Annotated in this window: 14 protein-coding genes; 6 read left to right on the top strand and 8 right to left on the bottom strand. The window is 68.9% G+C overall.

The features are described from left to right. Positions 1–250 precede the first annotated feature (250 nt). Positions 251–1,390 (bottom strand): RCC1 domain-containing protein, encoded by a 1,140-nt coding sequence (locus ACFY2X_RS32350; RefSeq protein WP_389945854.1) that lies wholly within the window; start codon positions 1,388–1,390, stop codon positions 251–253. A 596-nt stretch (positions 1,391–1,986) separates the two neighbouring features. Between ACFY2X_RS32350 and ACFY2X_RS32345 the strand changes: the two genes are divergently transcribed. Further along, on the top strand, positions 1,987–2,493 hold the full coding sequence (locus tag ACFY2X_RS32345) for a DinB family protein (protein ID WP_389945852.1): 507 nt from the start codon (positions 1,987–1,989) through the stop codon (positions 2,491–2,493). Here ACFY2X_RS32345 and ACFY2X_RS32340 read toward each other — a convergent pair. Further along, a complete protein-coding gene (locus tag ACFY2X_RS32340; RefSeq protein ID WP_389945849.1) occupies positions 2,480–3,001 on the bottom strand; it encodes a MarR family winged helix-turn-helix transcriptional regulator in 522 nt (173 codons plus the stop codon). The two genes, ACFY2X_RS32345 and ACFY2X_RS32340, sit on opposite strands and share 14 nt — an antisense overlap. A 53-nt stretch (positions 3,002–3,054) precedes the next feature. After that, positions 3,055–4,362 (bottom strand): M50 family metallopeptidase, encoded by a 1,308-nt coding sequence (locus ACFY2X_RS32335; RefSeq protein ID WP_389945846.1) that lies wholly within the window; start codon positions 4,360–4,362, stop codon positions 3,055–3,057. Between the two features lie 195 nt (positions 4,363–4,557). Between ACFY2X_RS32335 and ACFY2X_RS32330 the strand changes: the two genes are divergently transcribed. Then, a complete protein-coding gene (locus ACFY2X_RS32330; RefSeq protein ID WP_389945843.1) occupies positions 4,558–5,163 on the top strand; it encodes a LuxR C-terminal-related transcriptional regulator in 606 nt (201 codons plus the stop codon). Between the two features lie 57 nt (positions 5,164–5,220). Here the strand turns inward: ACFY2X_RS32330 and ACFY2X_RS32325 are convergent, their stop codons facing one another. Continuing rightward, positions 5,221–6,336, bottom strand: coding sequence for a PP2C family protein-serine/threonine phosphatase (locus ACFY2X_RS32325; RefSeq protein WP_389945840.1), 1,116 nt, complete (start codon positions 6,334–6,336; stop codon positions 5,221–5,223). 118 nt (positions 6,337–6,454) lie between these two features. Between ACFY2X_RS32325 and ACFY2X_RS32320 the strand changes: the two genes are divergently transcribed. Next, positions 6,455–7,684, top strand: a complete 1,230-nt coding sequence (locus tag ACFY2X_RS32320) for a GNAT family N-acetyltransferase (RefSeq protein ID WP_389945837.1) — start codon at positions 6,455–6,457, stop codon at positions 7,682–7,684. Between the two features lie 40 nt (positions 7,685–7,724). After that, positions 7,725–7,877 (top strand): hypothetical protein, encoded by a 153-nt coding sequence (locus ACFY2X_RS32315; RefSeq protein WP_389945835.1) that lies wholly within the window; start codon positions 7,725–7,727, stop codon positions 7,875–7,877. A gap of 42 nt (positions 7,878–7,919) precedes the next feature. Here the strand turns inward: ACFY2X_RS32315 and ACFY2X_RS32310 are convergent, their stop codons facing one another. After that, on the bottom strand, positions 7,920–8,387 hold the full coding sequence (locus tag ACFY2X_RS32310) for a ribose-5-phosphate isomerase (protein ID WP_389945832.1): 468 nt from the start codon (positions 8,385–8,387) through the stop codon (positions 7,920–7,922). 98 nt (positions 8,388–8,485) lie between these two features. On the opposite strand from ACFY2X_RS32310, the gene def reads away from it, so the two are divergent. Continuing rightward, positions 8,486–8,974 (top strand): peptide deformylase, encoded by a 489-nt coding sequence (def, locus tag ACFY2X_RS32305; protein ID WP_389945829.1) that lies wholly within the window; start codon positions 8,486–8,488, stop codon positions 8,972–8,974. A gap of 64 nt (positions 8,975–9,038) precedes the next feature. On the opposite strand, the gene ACFY2X_RS32300 is transcribed toward def, so the two are convergent. Continuing rightward, positions 9,039–10,448, bottom strand: a complete 1,410-nt coding sequence (locus ACFY2X_RS32300) for an aldehyde dehydrogenase family protein (RefSeq protein ID WP_389945826.1) — start codon at positions 10,446–10,448, stop codon at positions 9,039–9,041. A gap of 334 nt (positions 10,449–10,782) precedes the next feature. After that, a complete protein-coding gene (locus ACFY2X_RS32295) occupies positions 10,783–11,403 on the bottom strand; it encodes a disulfide bond formation protein DsbA (protein WP_389945823.1) in 621 nt (206 codons plus the stop codon). Positions 11,404–11,627: 224 nt separating this feature from the next. Between ACFY2X_RS32295 and pepN the strand changes: the two genes are divergently transcribed. Further along, the gene (gene pepN / locus ACFY2X_RS32290; RefSeq protein ID WP_389945820.1) at positions 11,628–14,195 is read left to right on the top strand and encodes an aminopeptidase N; all 2,568 of its coding nucleotides are present in this window, start codon (positions 11,628–11,630) and stop codon (positions 14,193–14,195) included. 99 nt (positions 14,196–14,294) lie between these two features. On the opposite strand, the gene ACFY2X_RS32285 is transcribed toward pepN, so the two are convergent. Then, positions 14,295–15,002: a winged helix-turn-helix domain-containing protein gene (locus ACFY2X_RS32285; RefSeq protein WP_389945816.1), complete on the bottom strand. Its 708-nt coding sequence runs from the start codon at positions 15,000–15,002 to the stop codon at positions 14,295–14,297. Between the last annotated feature and the right edge of the window lie 3 nt (positions 15,003–15,005).

The raw sequence follows: 15,005 nt of genomic DNA, 5'->3' as shown, positions 1-15,005 counted from the left end.
GAGCCTGGAGCACAGGGCACACCCAGGGCGCATGGGCACAAGAAGCAGCGCGAAACGATGAGAACCGGTGAACGCCAAAAGCCCGGCTCAGAACGCCTTCTAAGAGATCACCGCAGGTCGGTCACCATTGCGAATCAGATCTCGATGTATTAGTCGTCCCGGTGCCCTGGCCGCGGCGGCCTGGGCGGACGCGTACGGCCCCGCCCGGTCAGGCGGGGCCGTACATGGTCGAGGTCACCCTGATGAGGGCTCAGGCGATGATGCTGTGTGCACCGCCGCCGTCGATGGATACGAGCCCGGTGCGACCGGTTCGTATGACCGCGGGAACGGGACGGCTGAGGGCGGTGGTGCCGTCGCCGAGCTGGCCGTTGTTGTTGGACCCCCACGTGGCCATGGATCCGAGGTAGGGATAGGCCAGGCTGTGGTTGGCACCGGCGGCGATCAGGGAGGCACCGCTCAGGACCGCGACAGGGGTCACGCTGTCAGTCGGAGCATTGTTGTTGCCGAGCTGGCCGTCGCTGTTGTCGCCCCAGGTCATGACCGTGCCGTTGGTCAGCAACGCCATGCTGTGCGCACGGCCGGCGGCGATGGCCTTGGCGGTGTTGATGCCCGTGACCGTGACGGGAACGGAACTGCCGCCCGGGACGGGGTTGCCGAGCTGGCCGTCGCCGTTGGTCCCCCAGGTCCTGACGGTGCCGTCGGCCAGCAGCGCCATGCTGTGGAAGCCGCCCGCCGAGATGGCCGTGGCATTGGTGATGTTCATGACCGTGACAGGAGTGAGCCTGTTCGTCGTGGTGCCGTCGCCGAGCTGGCCCTGGATGTTGAATCCCCACGCCTTGATGGTGCCGTCGACCAGCAGCGCCAGGCTGAAGTTGGGGCCGGCCGAGACGGCGATCGCGTTCGTCACGCCGGACACGGGTATGGGCGTGGGGCTGTTGTTGGTGGTGCCGTCGCCGAGCTGGCCCTCGGTGTTGCCTCCCCAAGCCATGACGGTGCCGTCGTACAGCACGGCCAGGCTGTGCAGGGTGCCCGCGGAGACACCGCGGACACCGGCCAGGTTCTTCACGGTGCCCGGTGTGAAGCGGTTGTTGGCCGCCGAGTCGGTGCCGTCGCCGAGCTGGCCGAAGGCGTTGTCTCCCCAGGCCTCTACCGTGCCGTCGGCCAGCAGCGCCAGGCTGTGGAAGTCGCCGCCGGAGACCTGGACGACATCGGCCGCCGTCACCCCCGCGGCCGTCACGGGCGTGCGCCGGCCAGCTGTTGTGGCGTCGCCGAGTTGCCCGCTGCCGTTGGCGCCCCAGGTCTTCACCCGCTGGTCTACCGCCGATGCCGACGGGGCCCCTGCGACGGTCAGGAAGGCCGCCAGCGTCACACCAAGCGCGGCAGCGGCCACGCGGCGCATCCTCTCCGGAAAAGCATCCGGAAGTGAGCCCATAGTGATTCCCCCGATTCCCCGAATAGATCAACGCAAGCGGCGGAAATGGCGCCGCAAGAGGAGACGGGCCCGGCTGGAATCGATGTTCCTGCCAGACCCGGACGCGCACCACCTGCCGTCACACTGATCAACAAAGCGTCACGCAGAGGTGACGTTACTCCTGATCAGGCGAAATAAGGATCATCTACCGGCGGGACGCCGCTCTGTGTCGTGGCCCATGAACGTGCCGCCATCGTCGCGGCCCGTGAGCGCGCCGCCGTACGGCATGAGCGGTGCCCAGCCGCCTCCCCGGAAAGGCACCCGGCCCAGAAAGGCGGCCGGCCCAGAAAGGCGGCCGGCCCAGAAAGGCGGCCGGCTCAGAAAGGCGGCCGGCTCAGAAAGGCGCCCTGCCGCCTCCCCGGAAAACGGTGAACGCGCGTTCGTTCACCTGGCACCGGAACGAACGGAGGAGGCAAGGAAGGCTGTCCGCTTCACCCCGGCAAAACGATGTGACACCGGCCCCTCACACGGACAAGATGTGACACCGGCCCCTCACATGGACAAGATGATGCCTCATGACTGACAACCGCATTGATCCCCCCTTTATCGCCGCCGAGCTCCCGATGCTGTACTCGTGGCTGGACTGGCACCGGGAGACCCTGGCCGTCAAATGCGCCGGGCTGTCGGAGGAGCAGCTTCGTCTCCGTTCTGTCCCGCCGTCCACGCTCTCCCTGCTCGGCCTGCTCCGCCATCTCGCCGAGGTCGAGCGCTACTGGTTCCGCAACATCCTCAACGGTGAGGACGTTCCCTCGCTCTACTGCACCGAGCAGGACCCCGACGGCGACTTCAACCTGCTCGACTCCTGCTCGGCCGAGGAGGCCCTCGCCCAGTGGCGGGCCGAGATCGACATCGCCCGCGGCCTCTACACGGGGCTGCCCCTGGATGTCGTGGCCAAGCAGCAGCGCAGGGGGGAGGACGTCTCGCTGCACTGGATCCTCATCCACATGATCGAGGAGTATGCCCGGCACAACGGTCACGCCGACATGATCCGCGAGCAGATCGACGGCGTCACCGGGGAGTAGAGGTCTCCTCGATCGCCTCGGCGATCACCTGGTCGAGGTTGGCCAGGTCCGCCGGGTGAGCCGTGGCCGCCTGGGCGAAGCGGGTGAGCAGCCGGGCGAAGACCTCACGGTCCGCCTCGTCCCAGTCCGCGATCAAATCGTCCAGGTAGGTCCGCCGATAGCGGACGACCGCCTCCAGCACGCGGCTCCCCCGCCCGCTCAGCACCAGCCGGGCCCGCCTGGCGTCCACCTCGGACTCCTCGCGTTCCACGAACCCCGCGCCGATGGCGTCGTTGACCAGCCTGCTGGCGGTGGAGGGGTCCACGTCGAGTTGCTCGGCGACGGCGCCCACGGTCACCTCGGGCAGGTCGAGGCTCAGCTTGTGCACGGCGTGCACGACCATCACGTTCGACAGCTGAACCGGCCGCTGCGGGTCTCCGACCTTGCGTGCGCGCAGCGGCCGCGCCCACATCCGGCGCAACCGGAAAAGCGCCACGTCGATCGCCGCCCCCGGCGTCCCCTCGTTCACGGAGCCACCCTACCGGCGCGCACGGCGTATGCCCGTGCACGCCGTACGGAGGGTCAGCCGGACAGGCGGACCGGGTTGACCAGGTCGGCGTACATGAGCAGACCGGCCATGATGATCATCACGAAGGCGATGGCGTAGGTCAGCGGAAGCGCCTTGGCGATGTCCACATGCCCGGGGGCGGGACGACGGGTCACGCGGGCGAAGGCGCGCTTGAGGCCCTCCCACAGGCCGCCCGCGATGTGGCCGCCGTCCAGCGGGAGCAGCGGGATCAGGTTGAACAGGCCGATCGCCAGGTTGAACCCCGCCAGGAGGTTGATGAAGACGACGATCTTGTTCTCCAACGGGACCGTGGAGGCCGCGATCTCCCCACCGATGCGGCCCACGCCGATGACGCCGATCGGGCCGTTCTTGTCGCGCTCGTCACCGGAGAAGGCCGCGTTCCAGACGCCCACCATCTTCTCCGGGAAGCGCAGCAGTGAGCCGGCGGTCGCCGAGGTGAGATCCCACATGTGGGTGGCCACGGCCCCGAAACTCTGCTGCTCGATGACCGTCGTGGGGCTGACGCCCAGGTAGCCGACCCCTCTTTCGATCTTTCCGGGCTCGTCCAGCGACTCCCGGTCCTGGGCGATGAGGGTGGCGTTCAGGGTCAGCTTCTGCCCGGCCCGCTGGATCCCGATCTCGACCGGTCCCGCACCGTGGCCGCGAATGGCCCGCGTCGCCGAGTCCCAGCCCGTGACGGGCTTACCGGCCACCGACAGGATGACGTCTCCCGGCTTCAGCCCTGCCGCGGCGGCCGGGCTGGGCTTGTCGGCCGCCGTGCAGCCGGGGTTCCTGGCGGCCTCGGCCTCGGTCTTCACGCACGCGGGAACCTTGGCGACCTGGTTTTTCTGCACCGGGATGCCGAAGCCCATGAGCACGACGCCGAACAGGATGAACGCCAGTACGAAGTTCATGGCGGGGCCGCCGGCCATGATGATGACCTTCTGCCACCAGGGCTTGCGGTAGAAGACCCGGTCCTCGTCTCCGGGCTTGACTTCCTCCAGCGCCACGTCGCGCGCATTTTCGATCATGCTCTGCCACGGGCCGGTGGACACCGAGCGCACCTTGTTGGGATCGTCGGTGGGCCGGGGCGGCAGCATGCCGATCATCCGGATGTAACCGCCGAGCGGGAGCCACTTCACGCCGTATTCGGTCTCGCCCTTACGGCGCGACCACATCGTCGGACCGAAGCCGACCATGTACTGGGTGACCTTGACACCGAACAACTTCGCCGGCAGCAGGTGGCCGATCTCGTGCAAGGCGATCGACGCCATCAGTCCCAGGAGGAAGACGACGATCCCGATCACGAAGAGCCAACTCACAGGTTCATACCCCCGGTCGCGGATTCACCGACAATGCCCCATAAGAGATTAGCCGAAGCATCCGGCCTCCGGACTCCCACAAAAGCAAGCGTTTGGGATCGAGCCACTTGCGCAGGCTTGGTCGAATAGAGACACTTCGTTGACAATCCGCGATCACTTGATCACCCTACGACAAAGAGGGATGAGGGGAGAGTTTTGATCGGGATCCTGGTTGCCGAGCACATTCCTCTGGTCCGGCGAGGCCTGGTGGCGTCACTGGAGTGCGAGGCCGACCTGAAGGTCATCGCCGACGTGGACAGTGGAGAAGACGTCGTCCCCGCCGTCTTGGAGCACGAACCCGACGCGGCGGTCATCGATCTGGACCTCCCCGGCGTCGACGGGTTCACCGCGGCACTTCACCTGCATGAGAACGTCCCCGACTGCCGGGTTCTCCTCCTTTCTCGCCAGCCCAACCCCGGCCAGGTCCGCCGGGCCTTCGCCGTCCGCGCGCTCGGGTTCATGAGCCTGGACGTCGGGCCGGAGCAGCTGGCCGACGGCGTCCGCCGGATCGTGGCCGGGCGCCGGGCCGTGGACTCCGAGCTCGCGGTGGCCGCTCTGGAGTCGGCCGAGAACCCGCTGACCCGCCGGGAGCTGGACGTGCTCCGGCTGGCCGCCGAGGGGGCGCGGTCCAACGAGATCGCCGATCAGCTGTTCCTGTCCGTGGGAACCGTCCGGAACCACCTGTCACGGATCATGTGCAAGACCCAGGCGCGCAGCCGCCTCGACGCCGTACGGATCGCCAGCAACGCCGGATGGCTGTGACGTCTCCCGCGCCATGAGCCGTGGGGGCGGGCTCCGCGCGGCGAGTCGCCAGGGCCGTCAGGGGCGCCAGATGAGAATCAGCGCGCAGTCGTCGTTGTCCCCCGCCGACATCGAGGCGACCAGGTTGCGGGCACCGTCGCGGAACCCGGAGGGCAGCAGCCGGTCGGCCTCGCCCAGCAGCCGGTCCAGGCCCGCGTCGATGTCGCGGCCGGGCTGCTCTATCAGCCCGTCGGTGTAGAGCATGAGCGCGTCGCCCTTGCGGAGCATGCCCCGATCGGGCTCGCAGTGCAGGTCGGGGACGACGCCCAGGACCACGCCCTTGGCCGGGGAGACCCGCCAGGTGCCGGTGCCCGCCTCGAACGTGACCACCGGCGGGTGACCCGCCGAGGTGATCACGTATTCGCCCGTGACGAGGTTGAGCCGCACGTGGACGGCCGTGACGAAGCCCTCCGCCTCGCGCTGGCGGTGCAGGTAGGCGTTGCAGGCGGGCAGGAAGTCGCTGACCGAGCCGAGCAGTCCGCCGAAGGTCCCCGACAGCATCAGCGCCCTGGTGCCCGCGTCGACGCCCTTGCCGGACACGTCGACCAGGGCCAGCTCCACGATGTCGCCGTCGCGCAGGGAGACCAGGAAGTCGCCGCCGAAGGAAGAACCGCCGGCCTGTTTGAGCACCACCCGCGCGCCCCAGTCCTTGGGCAGCGCGGGCAGCTCGCTCTGCCTTTTGAGCCGGTCGCGCAGCTCCAGCAGCATCGTGTCGCCGCGCAGGCCCTGCACGCCGAGCTTGCCGCGGTTGCGGGCCATCACCATGGCCAGCACGGTGGTGAAACCGCAGGTGACCAGCAGGCCCGGGCCGATGTGCCCCACCCCGCGCACGACGCCCACGTAGGCGAGGGCGAGCGCGACCGCGCACAGCAACTTGGCCAGGCTGCGCAGCCGGAGCTGAAGCCCGCCGAGGAGAGTGATCGGAATCATGAGCGCCGGAGAGAACCACTCCATGGAGACCCGGGCGGCAAGGCCGCCGAGCACCAGGGTCAGCACGATCAGCGTGATGAGCAGGTTGCGATCACGACCCAGCAGCGCACGGCGCAGGAATCGCACCGTGGGCACCAGAAGGGGGACCCGCACCAGGAACGCACGGATCCCCGGAGGAATCAGCGGCACCGGGCGAGAACTCATAATGCGCCTGACTGTATCTGGCTATCCCCCGTTTGGGCAGCCCACTTGACCAATGCCTTGATCATTTAGGGCGGATATTGAATGGCCGGAACGGTTTGCTCCACCTAGGGTAAGAAAAATGAGTCTTAGCCTGCGCCCGATGACCGAGGCCGACTGGACCGCGTGGATGGCGGTCGGCGAGGAAGCGTTCGGCAACGCCCTCCCCCCTCACCAGGCGGAGCTGCACAAGGGCACCACCGAGTTCGACCGTTCGCTGGGAGCGTACGAGGGTGACCAGCTTGTGGGCGTGACGGCGGTGTTCAGCTTCACCATGACGGTGCCCGGCGGGCCGATCCCGGTCGGCGGCGTCACCGCGGTCGGCGTGCTGCCCTCACATCGCCGCCGGGGGATCCTGTCCGCGCTCATGACCCGCCAGCTCGCCGACATCCGGGAGCGGGGCGAGGCGGTCGCCGCGCTCTACGCCTCCGAGGCCGCGATCTACGGGCGCTTCGGGTACGGCAGGGCCTCCGACAGTCTTTTCTTCAACATCCCCAAGCACGGCGCGGCCTTCGTCAGGCACGCCCCCGCCGATCCCTCGCTGCGGCTGCGCATCGTCAAACCGGCCGAGGCCAGAGCCGTCTTCGAGAAGGTCTTCGAGGCCGCGCTCGACAGCCGCCCGGGACTCTACGCCCGCACGCCCGCACGCTGGGACACGCTCCTGTCGGACCACGAGGCCGACCAGCGCGGCGCCGGACCGCTGCGAGCCGTGGTCGTCGAGGACGACGGCGGCCCCCGCGGCTACGCGCTCTTCCGGATCAAGCAGAATTTCACCCAGCACGACGTGCCCGACGGCGAACTGCGGGTCAAGGAGCTGTTCGGCCTGGACCCGGCCGCCTACGCGCTGCTGTGGCGGCACGTGCTGGACCGCGACCTGGTCGCGAGGATCAACGCCTGGAACCGGCCGGTCGACGACCCGCTGATCCACCTGCTGGCCGAGCCGCGCCACCTCAACGCGGGATGGCTGGATGAGCTGTGGATCCGCCTCGTGGACGTCGAGCGGGCGCTTGCCGCGCGCCGCTACTCGGCCCCGGTGGACGTGGTCATCGAGGTGGAGGACGCCTTCTGCCCGTGGAACGCCCGCCGCTGGCGGCTGTCGGCCGACACCTCCGCCGCGCGGTGCGTGCCCACGGAGGATCCGGCGGACCTGACGCTTCCGGTGACCGTCCTGGGCGCGGCCTATCTGGGCGGGCGCCCGCTCACGGCGTTGCGGGGGGCGGGGTCGGTGCACGAGTCGCGGGCGGGGGCCCTGCGGGAGCTGTCCCTCGCGATGTCGTGGGAGCCCGCCCCCTGGGGCGGCCTGATCTTCTGAACCCCTGGATTTGTCCACGGGGGGATGTCAAGGTGGCGCTATGGCGCTGCAGAGCTTGCAGATCAGTGCGATCACCGCGATGCGGGCCCGGGATGTCTCCCGGCCCACCCAGGAGCAGCAGGAGGCCGCGGACCGGCGGCCCCTGCGCGACGAGACGCCCCGCAGGGACAGGGAGGCGCCACGCCGCAGGTAGGGCCGGCTCGCTCCCGGCGAGCGAGCCGGTCCCTCGTTCTTACTACGGCAGCGGCGGAAGCTGACCGATCGTCTCGTATGAGGTGATCTGCGCGATCCGGCGGTTGTGCCGCTCGGCGCCCGAGTAGGGCGTGTTGAGGAAGAGCTCGATGAATCCGATCGTTTCTTCCTCGGTGTGCATCCTTGAGCCGAGGCTGATCACGTTGGCGTTGTTGTGCTCGCGGGCGAGCTTGGCGGTGTCCTCGCTCCAGGCCAGGGCCGCGCGGATGCCGCGCACCTTGTTGGCCGCGATCTGCTCGCCGTTGCCGGAACCGCCGATGACGATTCCCAGGCTGCCCGGGTCGTCCGCGACGCCCTCGGCCGCACGCAGCACGAACGGCGGATAGTCGTCCTCGGGGTCGTAGACGAACGGACCGCAGTCCGTGACCTCGTGGCCGTGCTCCTTCAGCCAGGAGACGATGTGATTCTTGAGTTCATAGCCGGCATGGTCGGCACCGATGTAGACGCGCACCCGCCCAGTTTCGCAGGTACGTATGCCCGGCTCGACCCCCACCCCGGCTAAAGTAATGACCGGCATGCCATTGGAACCCTTACAAGAGAGAGCCTCACATGCGTGACATCCGAGTGGTCGGGGATCCGGTCCTTCGCACGCCCGCCGAGCCGGTCGTCGACTTCGACCGCGACCTGCGCCGCCTGATCGACGAGATGTTCGACGCGATGTACGCCGCGCAGGGTGTCGGTCTGGCCGGACCGCAGATCGGCGTGTCGAAGCGGCTCTTCGTCTACGACTGCAGCAACCGCAAGGGCCATGTGATCAACCCCGTGCTGACCGTCGACGACGATGCCGAGGTCGTCGACGAGGAGGGCTGCCTGTCGGTCCCCGGCCGCCAGACCGGCACCCCCATCTATGCCAAGACCCCTCGCGCCGCCGGGGTCACCGTCCGCGGGCTCGACCGCCTGGGGCGCCCGGTCCAGATCAAGGCCCGCGGTCTGCTCGCGCGCTGCTTCCAGCACGAGACCGACCATCTCAACGGCATGCTCTACGTCGACCGCCTGTCCAAGGACGCCGCCAGGAAGGTCCTGCTCCAGGCGCCCTGATCGGCCGAAGGCCCTCATCGGGCCGTGCCCGTCACAAGACGGGCCCGCCCGGAGCCGGAGGGCCTCAGAGCTGGACGGCCTTGACCTCCAGGTATTCCTCCAAGCCGAACTCGCCCAGCTCGCGGCCCAGGCCCGACTGCTTGTATCCGCCGAAGGGAGCCCGGGGGTTGAACTGGCCTCCGTTGACGGCCACCTGGCCGGTGCGCAGCCGCCGTGCGACGGAGACCGCGTGTTCCTCGTCGCCCGCCCACACCGCACCGGCCAGGCCGTACGGCGTGCCGTTGGCGATGGTGACGGCCTCGTCCTCGCCGCGGCTGTAGGGGATGATCGTCAGGACCGGGCCGAAGATCTCCTCCTGCTCGATCACCATCCCCGGCTCCACCCCGGCGAACACCGTGGGCTCCACGTAGAAACCCCGCGGAAGGGGACGGTCGGCGCCTCCGGCGACCAGCCGGGCCCCCTCTTCCTGGCCCCGGTTGATGTAGCGGACGACCCGGTCGCGCTGCGCCGCGGAGACCAGCGGGCCGAGGCGGGTGAGCTCGTCGAACGGGTCGCCGACGGTGTATTTCCGGGCGGCCTGGACGGCCAGGCCGACGGCCTCGTCGTACTGGTCGCGGTGAACGATCATGCGGGCCCAGGCGGAGCAGGTCTGACCGGAGTTGAGGAACGCGTTGGCCACGGTCACCTTGGTCGCCGTGGCCAGGTTCGCGTCCGGCAGGATCAGGCTGGCCGACTTCCCTCCGAGCTCCAGAGCCACCCGCTTGACCGTCTCGGCGGCGAGGGAGGCGACCCGGCGCCCGGCCCTGGTCGAGCCGGTGAACGACACCATGTCCACGTCGGGATGGGTGACCAGGGCCTCGCCGACCACCGGGCCGTATCCGCTCACCATGTTGAACACCCCGGCCGGCAGCCCGACCTCGTCGAAGATGCCGGCCAGCGCGTAGGCCGCCAGCGGTGCCACCTCGCTCGGCTTCAGCACCACCGTGCAGCCGGCGGCGAGCGCCGGGCCCACCTTGCACACGACCTGGTGGAGCGGGTAGTTCCACGGCGTGATGGCGGCGACCACTCCGGCCGGCTCCCTGAAGATGCGGGAGTTGCCGACCTGACCGCCTTCGAAGTCGTATGTCTCGGCCAGCTGGGCGTAGGAGGCCAGCACCCCGGCCGGCATCAGCGTCTGCACCTTCAACGCCACGCCGTACGGCGCGCCCATGTCGGTGGCGATGATCCTGGCTATCTGGTCGGAGCGGTCCCGTATCAGGTCGGCGGCGGCGGCGAGGACCTTCCCCCGCTCCGCGGGAGCCGTGCCGGACCACGAGGGCAGGGCCGCGCGAGCGGCGGCCACGGCGGCCTCGACATCGGCGGGTGACCCCGCGGGGACCTTGTCGATCGTCTCCTCGGTCGCGGGATTGACGACATCAATGCTCTCGCTCGACGCCGAAGGCCGCCAAGCTCCGTTCAGATAAAGATGGCGCATGCCCCTCATCCTTACGCGCGGATCGTCATAAGGCGAGAGTCCAGCAGGTCAGAGGATGCCTTCCCAATCGCACGAAGATCGCAAATAGGTGGACGCGGTCCCTCGCCGTGGCGAGCACTCGGCCGCCCTTGCGACGAGAGTACGGCGAAGCACGCTTCCGGGTGACAAATAGTCAAGATCTCTAAAAAATCGCGATATCTGGATAAGCACAGACGGGTGTTCGCGGAGGCCCGTATCAGGCATCCGCCTCATCTCCCCGCCCGCCCCGCATCCCCGCCCGCCCCGCCGCGACCTGGTCCGGTCCGGCGGGGCGAAGCCGAGGGATCAGCCGGGATCAGTCGAAGATCGGGGGCCGGGTGCGGGAGCGCTTGAGCTCGAAGAAGCCGTCGACGCCGGCCACCAGGCGGACGCCGTCCCAAAGCTTGGCGGCCTCCTCCCCCTTGGGCGCGGGCGAGATGACGGGGCCGAAGAACGAGACACCCTCGACCGAGATCACCGGAGTGCCGACCTCCTGGCCGACCCGCTCGATGCCGTCGTTGTGCGAGGCGCGCAGGGCCTCGTCGTGCTCCTCGGAGTCCATCGCGTCGGCGAACGCGCGGTCGAGCCCGGCCGCCTCCAGCGCCTCCTCCACGGTCTCGCGGAGCTTGTCGAGCTCCTCGATCCTGCCCTGGTTGTGGAGACGGGTGCCGAGCTCGGTGTAGAGCCGTCCGACCGTCTCGGAGTCGTACTTCTCCTGCACGGCGGTGACCACCCGGACCGGGCCGATGGCCTTGGCGATCTTCTCGCGGTAGGTCTCCGGGACGTCCTTGCCCTCGTTGAGCACGTTCAGGCTCATGATGTGCCAGCGCGGCTCGATCGGCCGCACCTTCTCCACCTCCAGCAGCCAGCGGGAAGTCATCCACGCGTAGGGGCAGAAGGGGTCGAACCAAAGGTCGACCGGGGTACGCTCGGTCATCTCTCAGCTTTCTGGTCGTGAGGCGTCTTCGCGATAGCCACAACCTGAGACCAAGAGTTTCCTATTCCATGCGCGGATTATTACGTTGACGGGCGGCTTTATCCTCAGATGTGGTGATCGATGTGCCCCTTCCCCTCAGGGGAAACGATCTTCCGTCTCACATGGCAGGATTCAGGAATTCCTTCGCAGCGGAGCGAGGGAGGTTGTGACGAGGAGCAGCTGTAGTGGCAGGCAATCTGACCCGTGACGAGGCCCGCGAGCGCGCACGACTGCTGAGTGTGCAGTCATACGCGGTGGAGCTCGACCTGACCGAGGGTGAGGAGCGCTTCGAGAGCGTCACCACGGTCCGGTTCACCAGTACGCAGGCGGGTGCGGAGACGTTTATCGACCTGGCCGAAGCCAAGGTGCGCAAGGCCGTACTGAACGGCACCGAGCTCGACGTGAGCAGCTACGACCCCGCGACCGGGCGGCTACCGCTGCCGAACCTGGCCGAGACCAACGAGCTGCGCATCGACGCCGACTGCGTCTACACGCGCACCGGCGAGGGCCTGCACCGTTTCGTCGACCCGGTCGACAAGAGCGTCTACCTGCACAGCCAGTTCGAGACCGCCGACGCCCACCGGATGTACGCCTGCTTCGACCAGCCCGACCTGAAGGCCACCTTCGAGCTGACCGTGCTCGCGCCCTCCGGCTGGGAGGTCGTCTCCAACGCGGCGCCCGACTCCGTCGAGGAGCTGGAGGAGCACCACGGCCGTCACGGCGTGCTCCAGGCCGCCAGGCGCTGGCACTTCCCCGCCACGCCGGTGATGTCGACCTACATCACCGCCCTGTGCGCCGGGCCGTACCACAAGGTGACCTCCGAGCACGACGGCATCCCGCTGGGCCTGTACTGCCGGGCCTCGCTCGCCGAGCACCTCGACCCCGACAACCTCTTCGAGATCACCCGGCAGGGCTTCGACTTCTTCCACAAGGTCTTCGGCCTGCGCTACCCGTTCGGGAAGTACGACCAGCTGTTCGTCCCCGAGTTCAACGCGGGCGCGATGGAGAACGCCGGCTGCGTGACCTTCCTGGAGGACTACGTCTTCCGCTCCCGCGTCACCGACGCAGTGATCGAGCGCCGCGCCGAGACGATCCTGCACGAGATGGCGCACATGTGGTTCGGTGACCTGGTCACCATGCGCTGGTGGGACGACCTGTGGCTGAACGAGTCGTTCGCCACCTACGCCTCGGTGCTCTGCCAGGCGGAGGCCACCCGCTGGGGCCAGGGCGCCTGGACGACCTTCGCCAACGTGGAGAAGTCCTGGGCCTACCGCCAGGACCAGCTGCCCTCGACCCACCCGATCGCCGCCGACATCGTCGACATGCACGCGGTCGAGGTCAACTTCGACGGCATCACCTACGCCAAGGGCGCCTCGGTGCTCAAGCAGCTCGTCGCCTACGTCGGGCTGGACAACTTCCTGGCCGGTGTCCGCGACTACTTCAACGAGCACGCCTGGGGCAACACCGAGCTGAAGGACCTGCTCAGCGCGCTGGAGCGCACCTCGGGCCGCGACCTGTCCTCCTGGTCCAAGGAGTGGCTGGAGACCTCCTGGGTCAACACGCTGCGTCCGTCGTTCACCACCGACGCCGAGGGCCGCTTCCTCTCGTTCGACGTCCTGCAGGAGGCCCCGGCCGACTACCCGACGCTGCGTTCGCACCGCGTCGCCATCGGCCTGTACTCCCTGCAGGGTGACGCCCTGGTCCGGACCACGCGGGTCGAGCTCGACGTGGTCGGCGCGCGTACGGCGGTCGCCGAGCTGGTCGGCGAGGTCCAGCCGGACCTGGTGCTGATCAACGACGACGACCTGACCTACGCCAAGGTCCGGCTCGACGAGCGCTCGCTGCAGACCCTGGTGAACGGCGGCATCGCCAGGTTCACCGAGTCCCTGCCCCGCGCCCTGTGCTGGTCGGCGGCCTGGGACATGACCCGTGACGCCGAGATGTCCACCCGCGACTACGTCGCCCTGGTGGTCTCCGGCATCTCGTCGATCAAGGACATCACCGTCGCCCAGACCGTGCTCCGCCAGGCCCGCCTGGCCGTCCAGCAGTACGCCGACCCCGCCTGGCGCGCCCAGGGCCTCGCCCTGCTGGCCTCCTCCCTCCGCTCCCTCCTCACCGAGGCCGAGCCCGGCTCCGACCACCAGCTCGCCTACGTCAACGCCCTGGCCGCCGCGTCGACCTCGGCCGACGACCTGGCGTTCCTGAAGGGCCTGCTGGACGGCTCGACCGTGCTCGACGGCCTGACGGTGGACACCGACCTGCGCTGGACGCTGATCCACGCCCTGGTCTCCGGTGGCGTGCTCGGCGAGGAGGACATCGCCAACGAGCTTCTGCGCGACGCCACCGCCACCGGCGAGCGCTCGGCCGCGCTCAGCCGTGCCGCGATCCCCACCGCCGAGGGCAAGGCGAAGGCCTGGGCCTCGATAACCGAGGGCAAGCTGAGCGGCGCCCTGCTCCGCTCGACGATCGCCGGTTTCATGGACCCGCACCACGCGGACCTGCTGGAGCCGTACGCCGCGAAGTACTTCGACGAGATCGGCCGGATCTGGAAGACCTGGACCTCCGACAGCGCCCAGAACTTCGCGAACGGCTGCTACCCGGTCCTGGCCATCTCCCCGGAGACCGTCGCCAGGACCCAGGACCTCATCTCCGCGAGCCAGCCCCCGCACGCCCTCAAGCGCCTCCTGCTGGAGGGCGCCGACGGCGTCAGCCGCGCCCTGCGCGCCCAGGCCAAGGACGCCGCCTCGGCCTGACCTCACCTGACCTCCTGGTGCCGGCCGACCGGAACGCCCCTCGCCGTCACGGCGGGGGGCGTCCCGCTTTTCCGGGCAGCGCCCGGCGCCCGCCCGCCGTCACCGCAAGGGGCGGACCGGCGCTCCCAGCAGTTCCAGGTGCCGGGCCGTCACGAGGTCGTGCCTCAGCGCCAGGGAGACGATCGCCGCGCGCTGCCAGTCGGACTTCCCGGGCTGCTCCGGGGTCTTCACGCGGAGTTTCACGCGGGCGAGATAGTCGATGTGGAAGTTGACCGCCGAACGGCCCAGGCCGAGATGGGCCAGGCGGATGATGATCTCCGGAACGGTCGGGATCACGGTGGAGAGCGGGTCGCGCAGGCGGGGTTCGCAGAGCGCGACCAGGATCAGGAAGTATTTCGCGGTGACGTCCAGGGGGAAGGCCAGCACGGTCTCCGTGCCCTCCCGGGGCGCGTCGGGGTGGAACAGCGTGTGTTCGGGGGCGAACACCAGGAAGGACACCGATTCGGCGGGCAACCGTACCCGGGCCAGCTCGAAGGGGATCGGTGCCCGCACGCGGCCCGGCGGCACCTTGACGAACTCGCCGCCGCCCTCGGGGTTGTCGACCACGTAGGTCGACGCGCGGCTCAGGTTGGAGATCAACCAGTAGTCGTCCACCACATCGATCCGCCCCGCCAGCCGAGAGACCGCGGGATCCGGAAGCACCAGGTCGGCCGGCCCCCTGCCGAAGGTGACGTGCTCGCCGGGGGCGACCTCCAGCACCTGCTCATCTCTCTGGATGAGGATCCCTGAAACCTTACAGATACTCACGGT

The sequence above is a fragment of the Streptosporangium sp. NPDC000396 genome, assembly GCF_042898655.1.
GTDB lineage: Bacteria > Actinomycetota > Actinomycetes > Streptosporangiales > Streptosporangiaceae > Streptosporangium.
This window is presented reverse-complemented; position numbering and strand designations above follow the sequence as displayed.

Excerpts from the sequence above, each read along its gene's own strand:
- ACFY2X_RS32345 (WP_389945852.1), top strand. The coding sequence starts at position 1,987 with ATGACTGACAACCGCATTGATCCCCCCTTTATCGCCGCCGAGCTCCCG.
- ACFY2X_RS32325 (WP_389945840.1), bottom strand. The coding sequence starts at position 6,336 with ATGAGTTCTCGCCCGGTGCCGCTGATTCCTCCGGGGATCCGTGCGTTC.
- ACFY2X_RS32320 (WP_389945837.1), top strand. The coding sequence starts at position 6,455 with ATGAGTCTTAGCCTGCGCCCGATGACCGAGGCCGACTGGACCGCGTGG.
- ACFY2X_RS32315 (WP_389945835.1), top strand. The coding sequence starts at position 7,725 with ATGGCGCTGCAGAGCTTGCAGATCAGTGCGATCACCGCGATGCGGGCC.
- def (WP_389945829.1), top strand. The coding sequence starts at position 8,486 with ATGCGTGACATCCGAGTGGTCGGGGATCCGGTCCTTCGCACGCCCGCC.
- ACFY2X_RS32300 (WP_389945826.1), bottom strand. The coding sequence starts at position 10,448 with ATGCGCCATCTTTATCTGAACGGAGCTTGGCGGCCTTCGGCGTCGAGC.
- ACFY2X_RS32295 (WP_389945823.1), bottom strand. The coding sequence starts at position 11,403 with ATGACCGAGCGTACCCCGGTCGACCTTTGGTTCGACCCCTTCTGCCCC.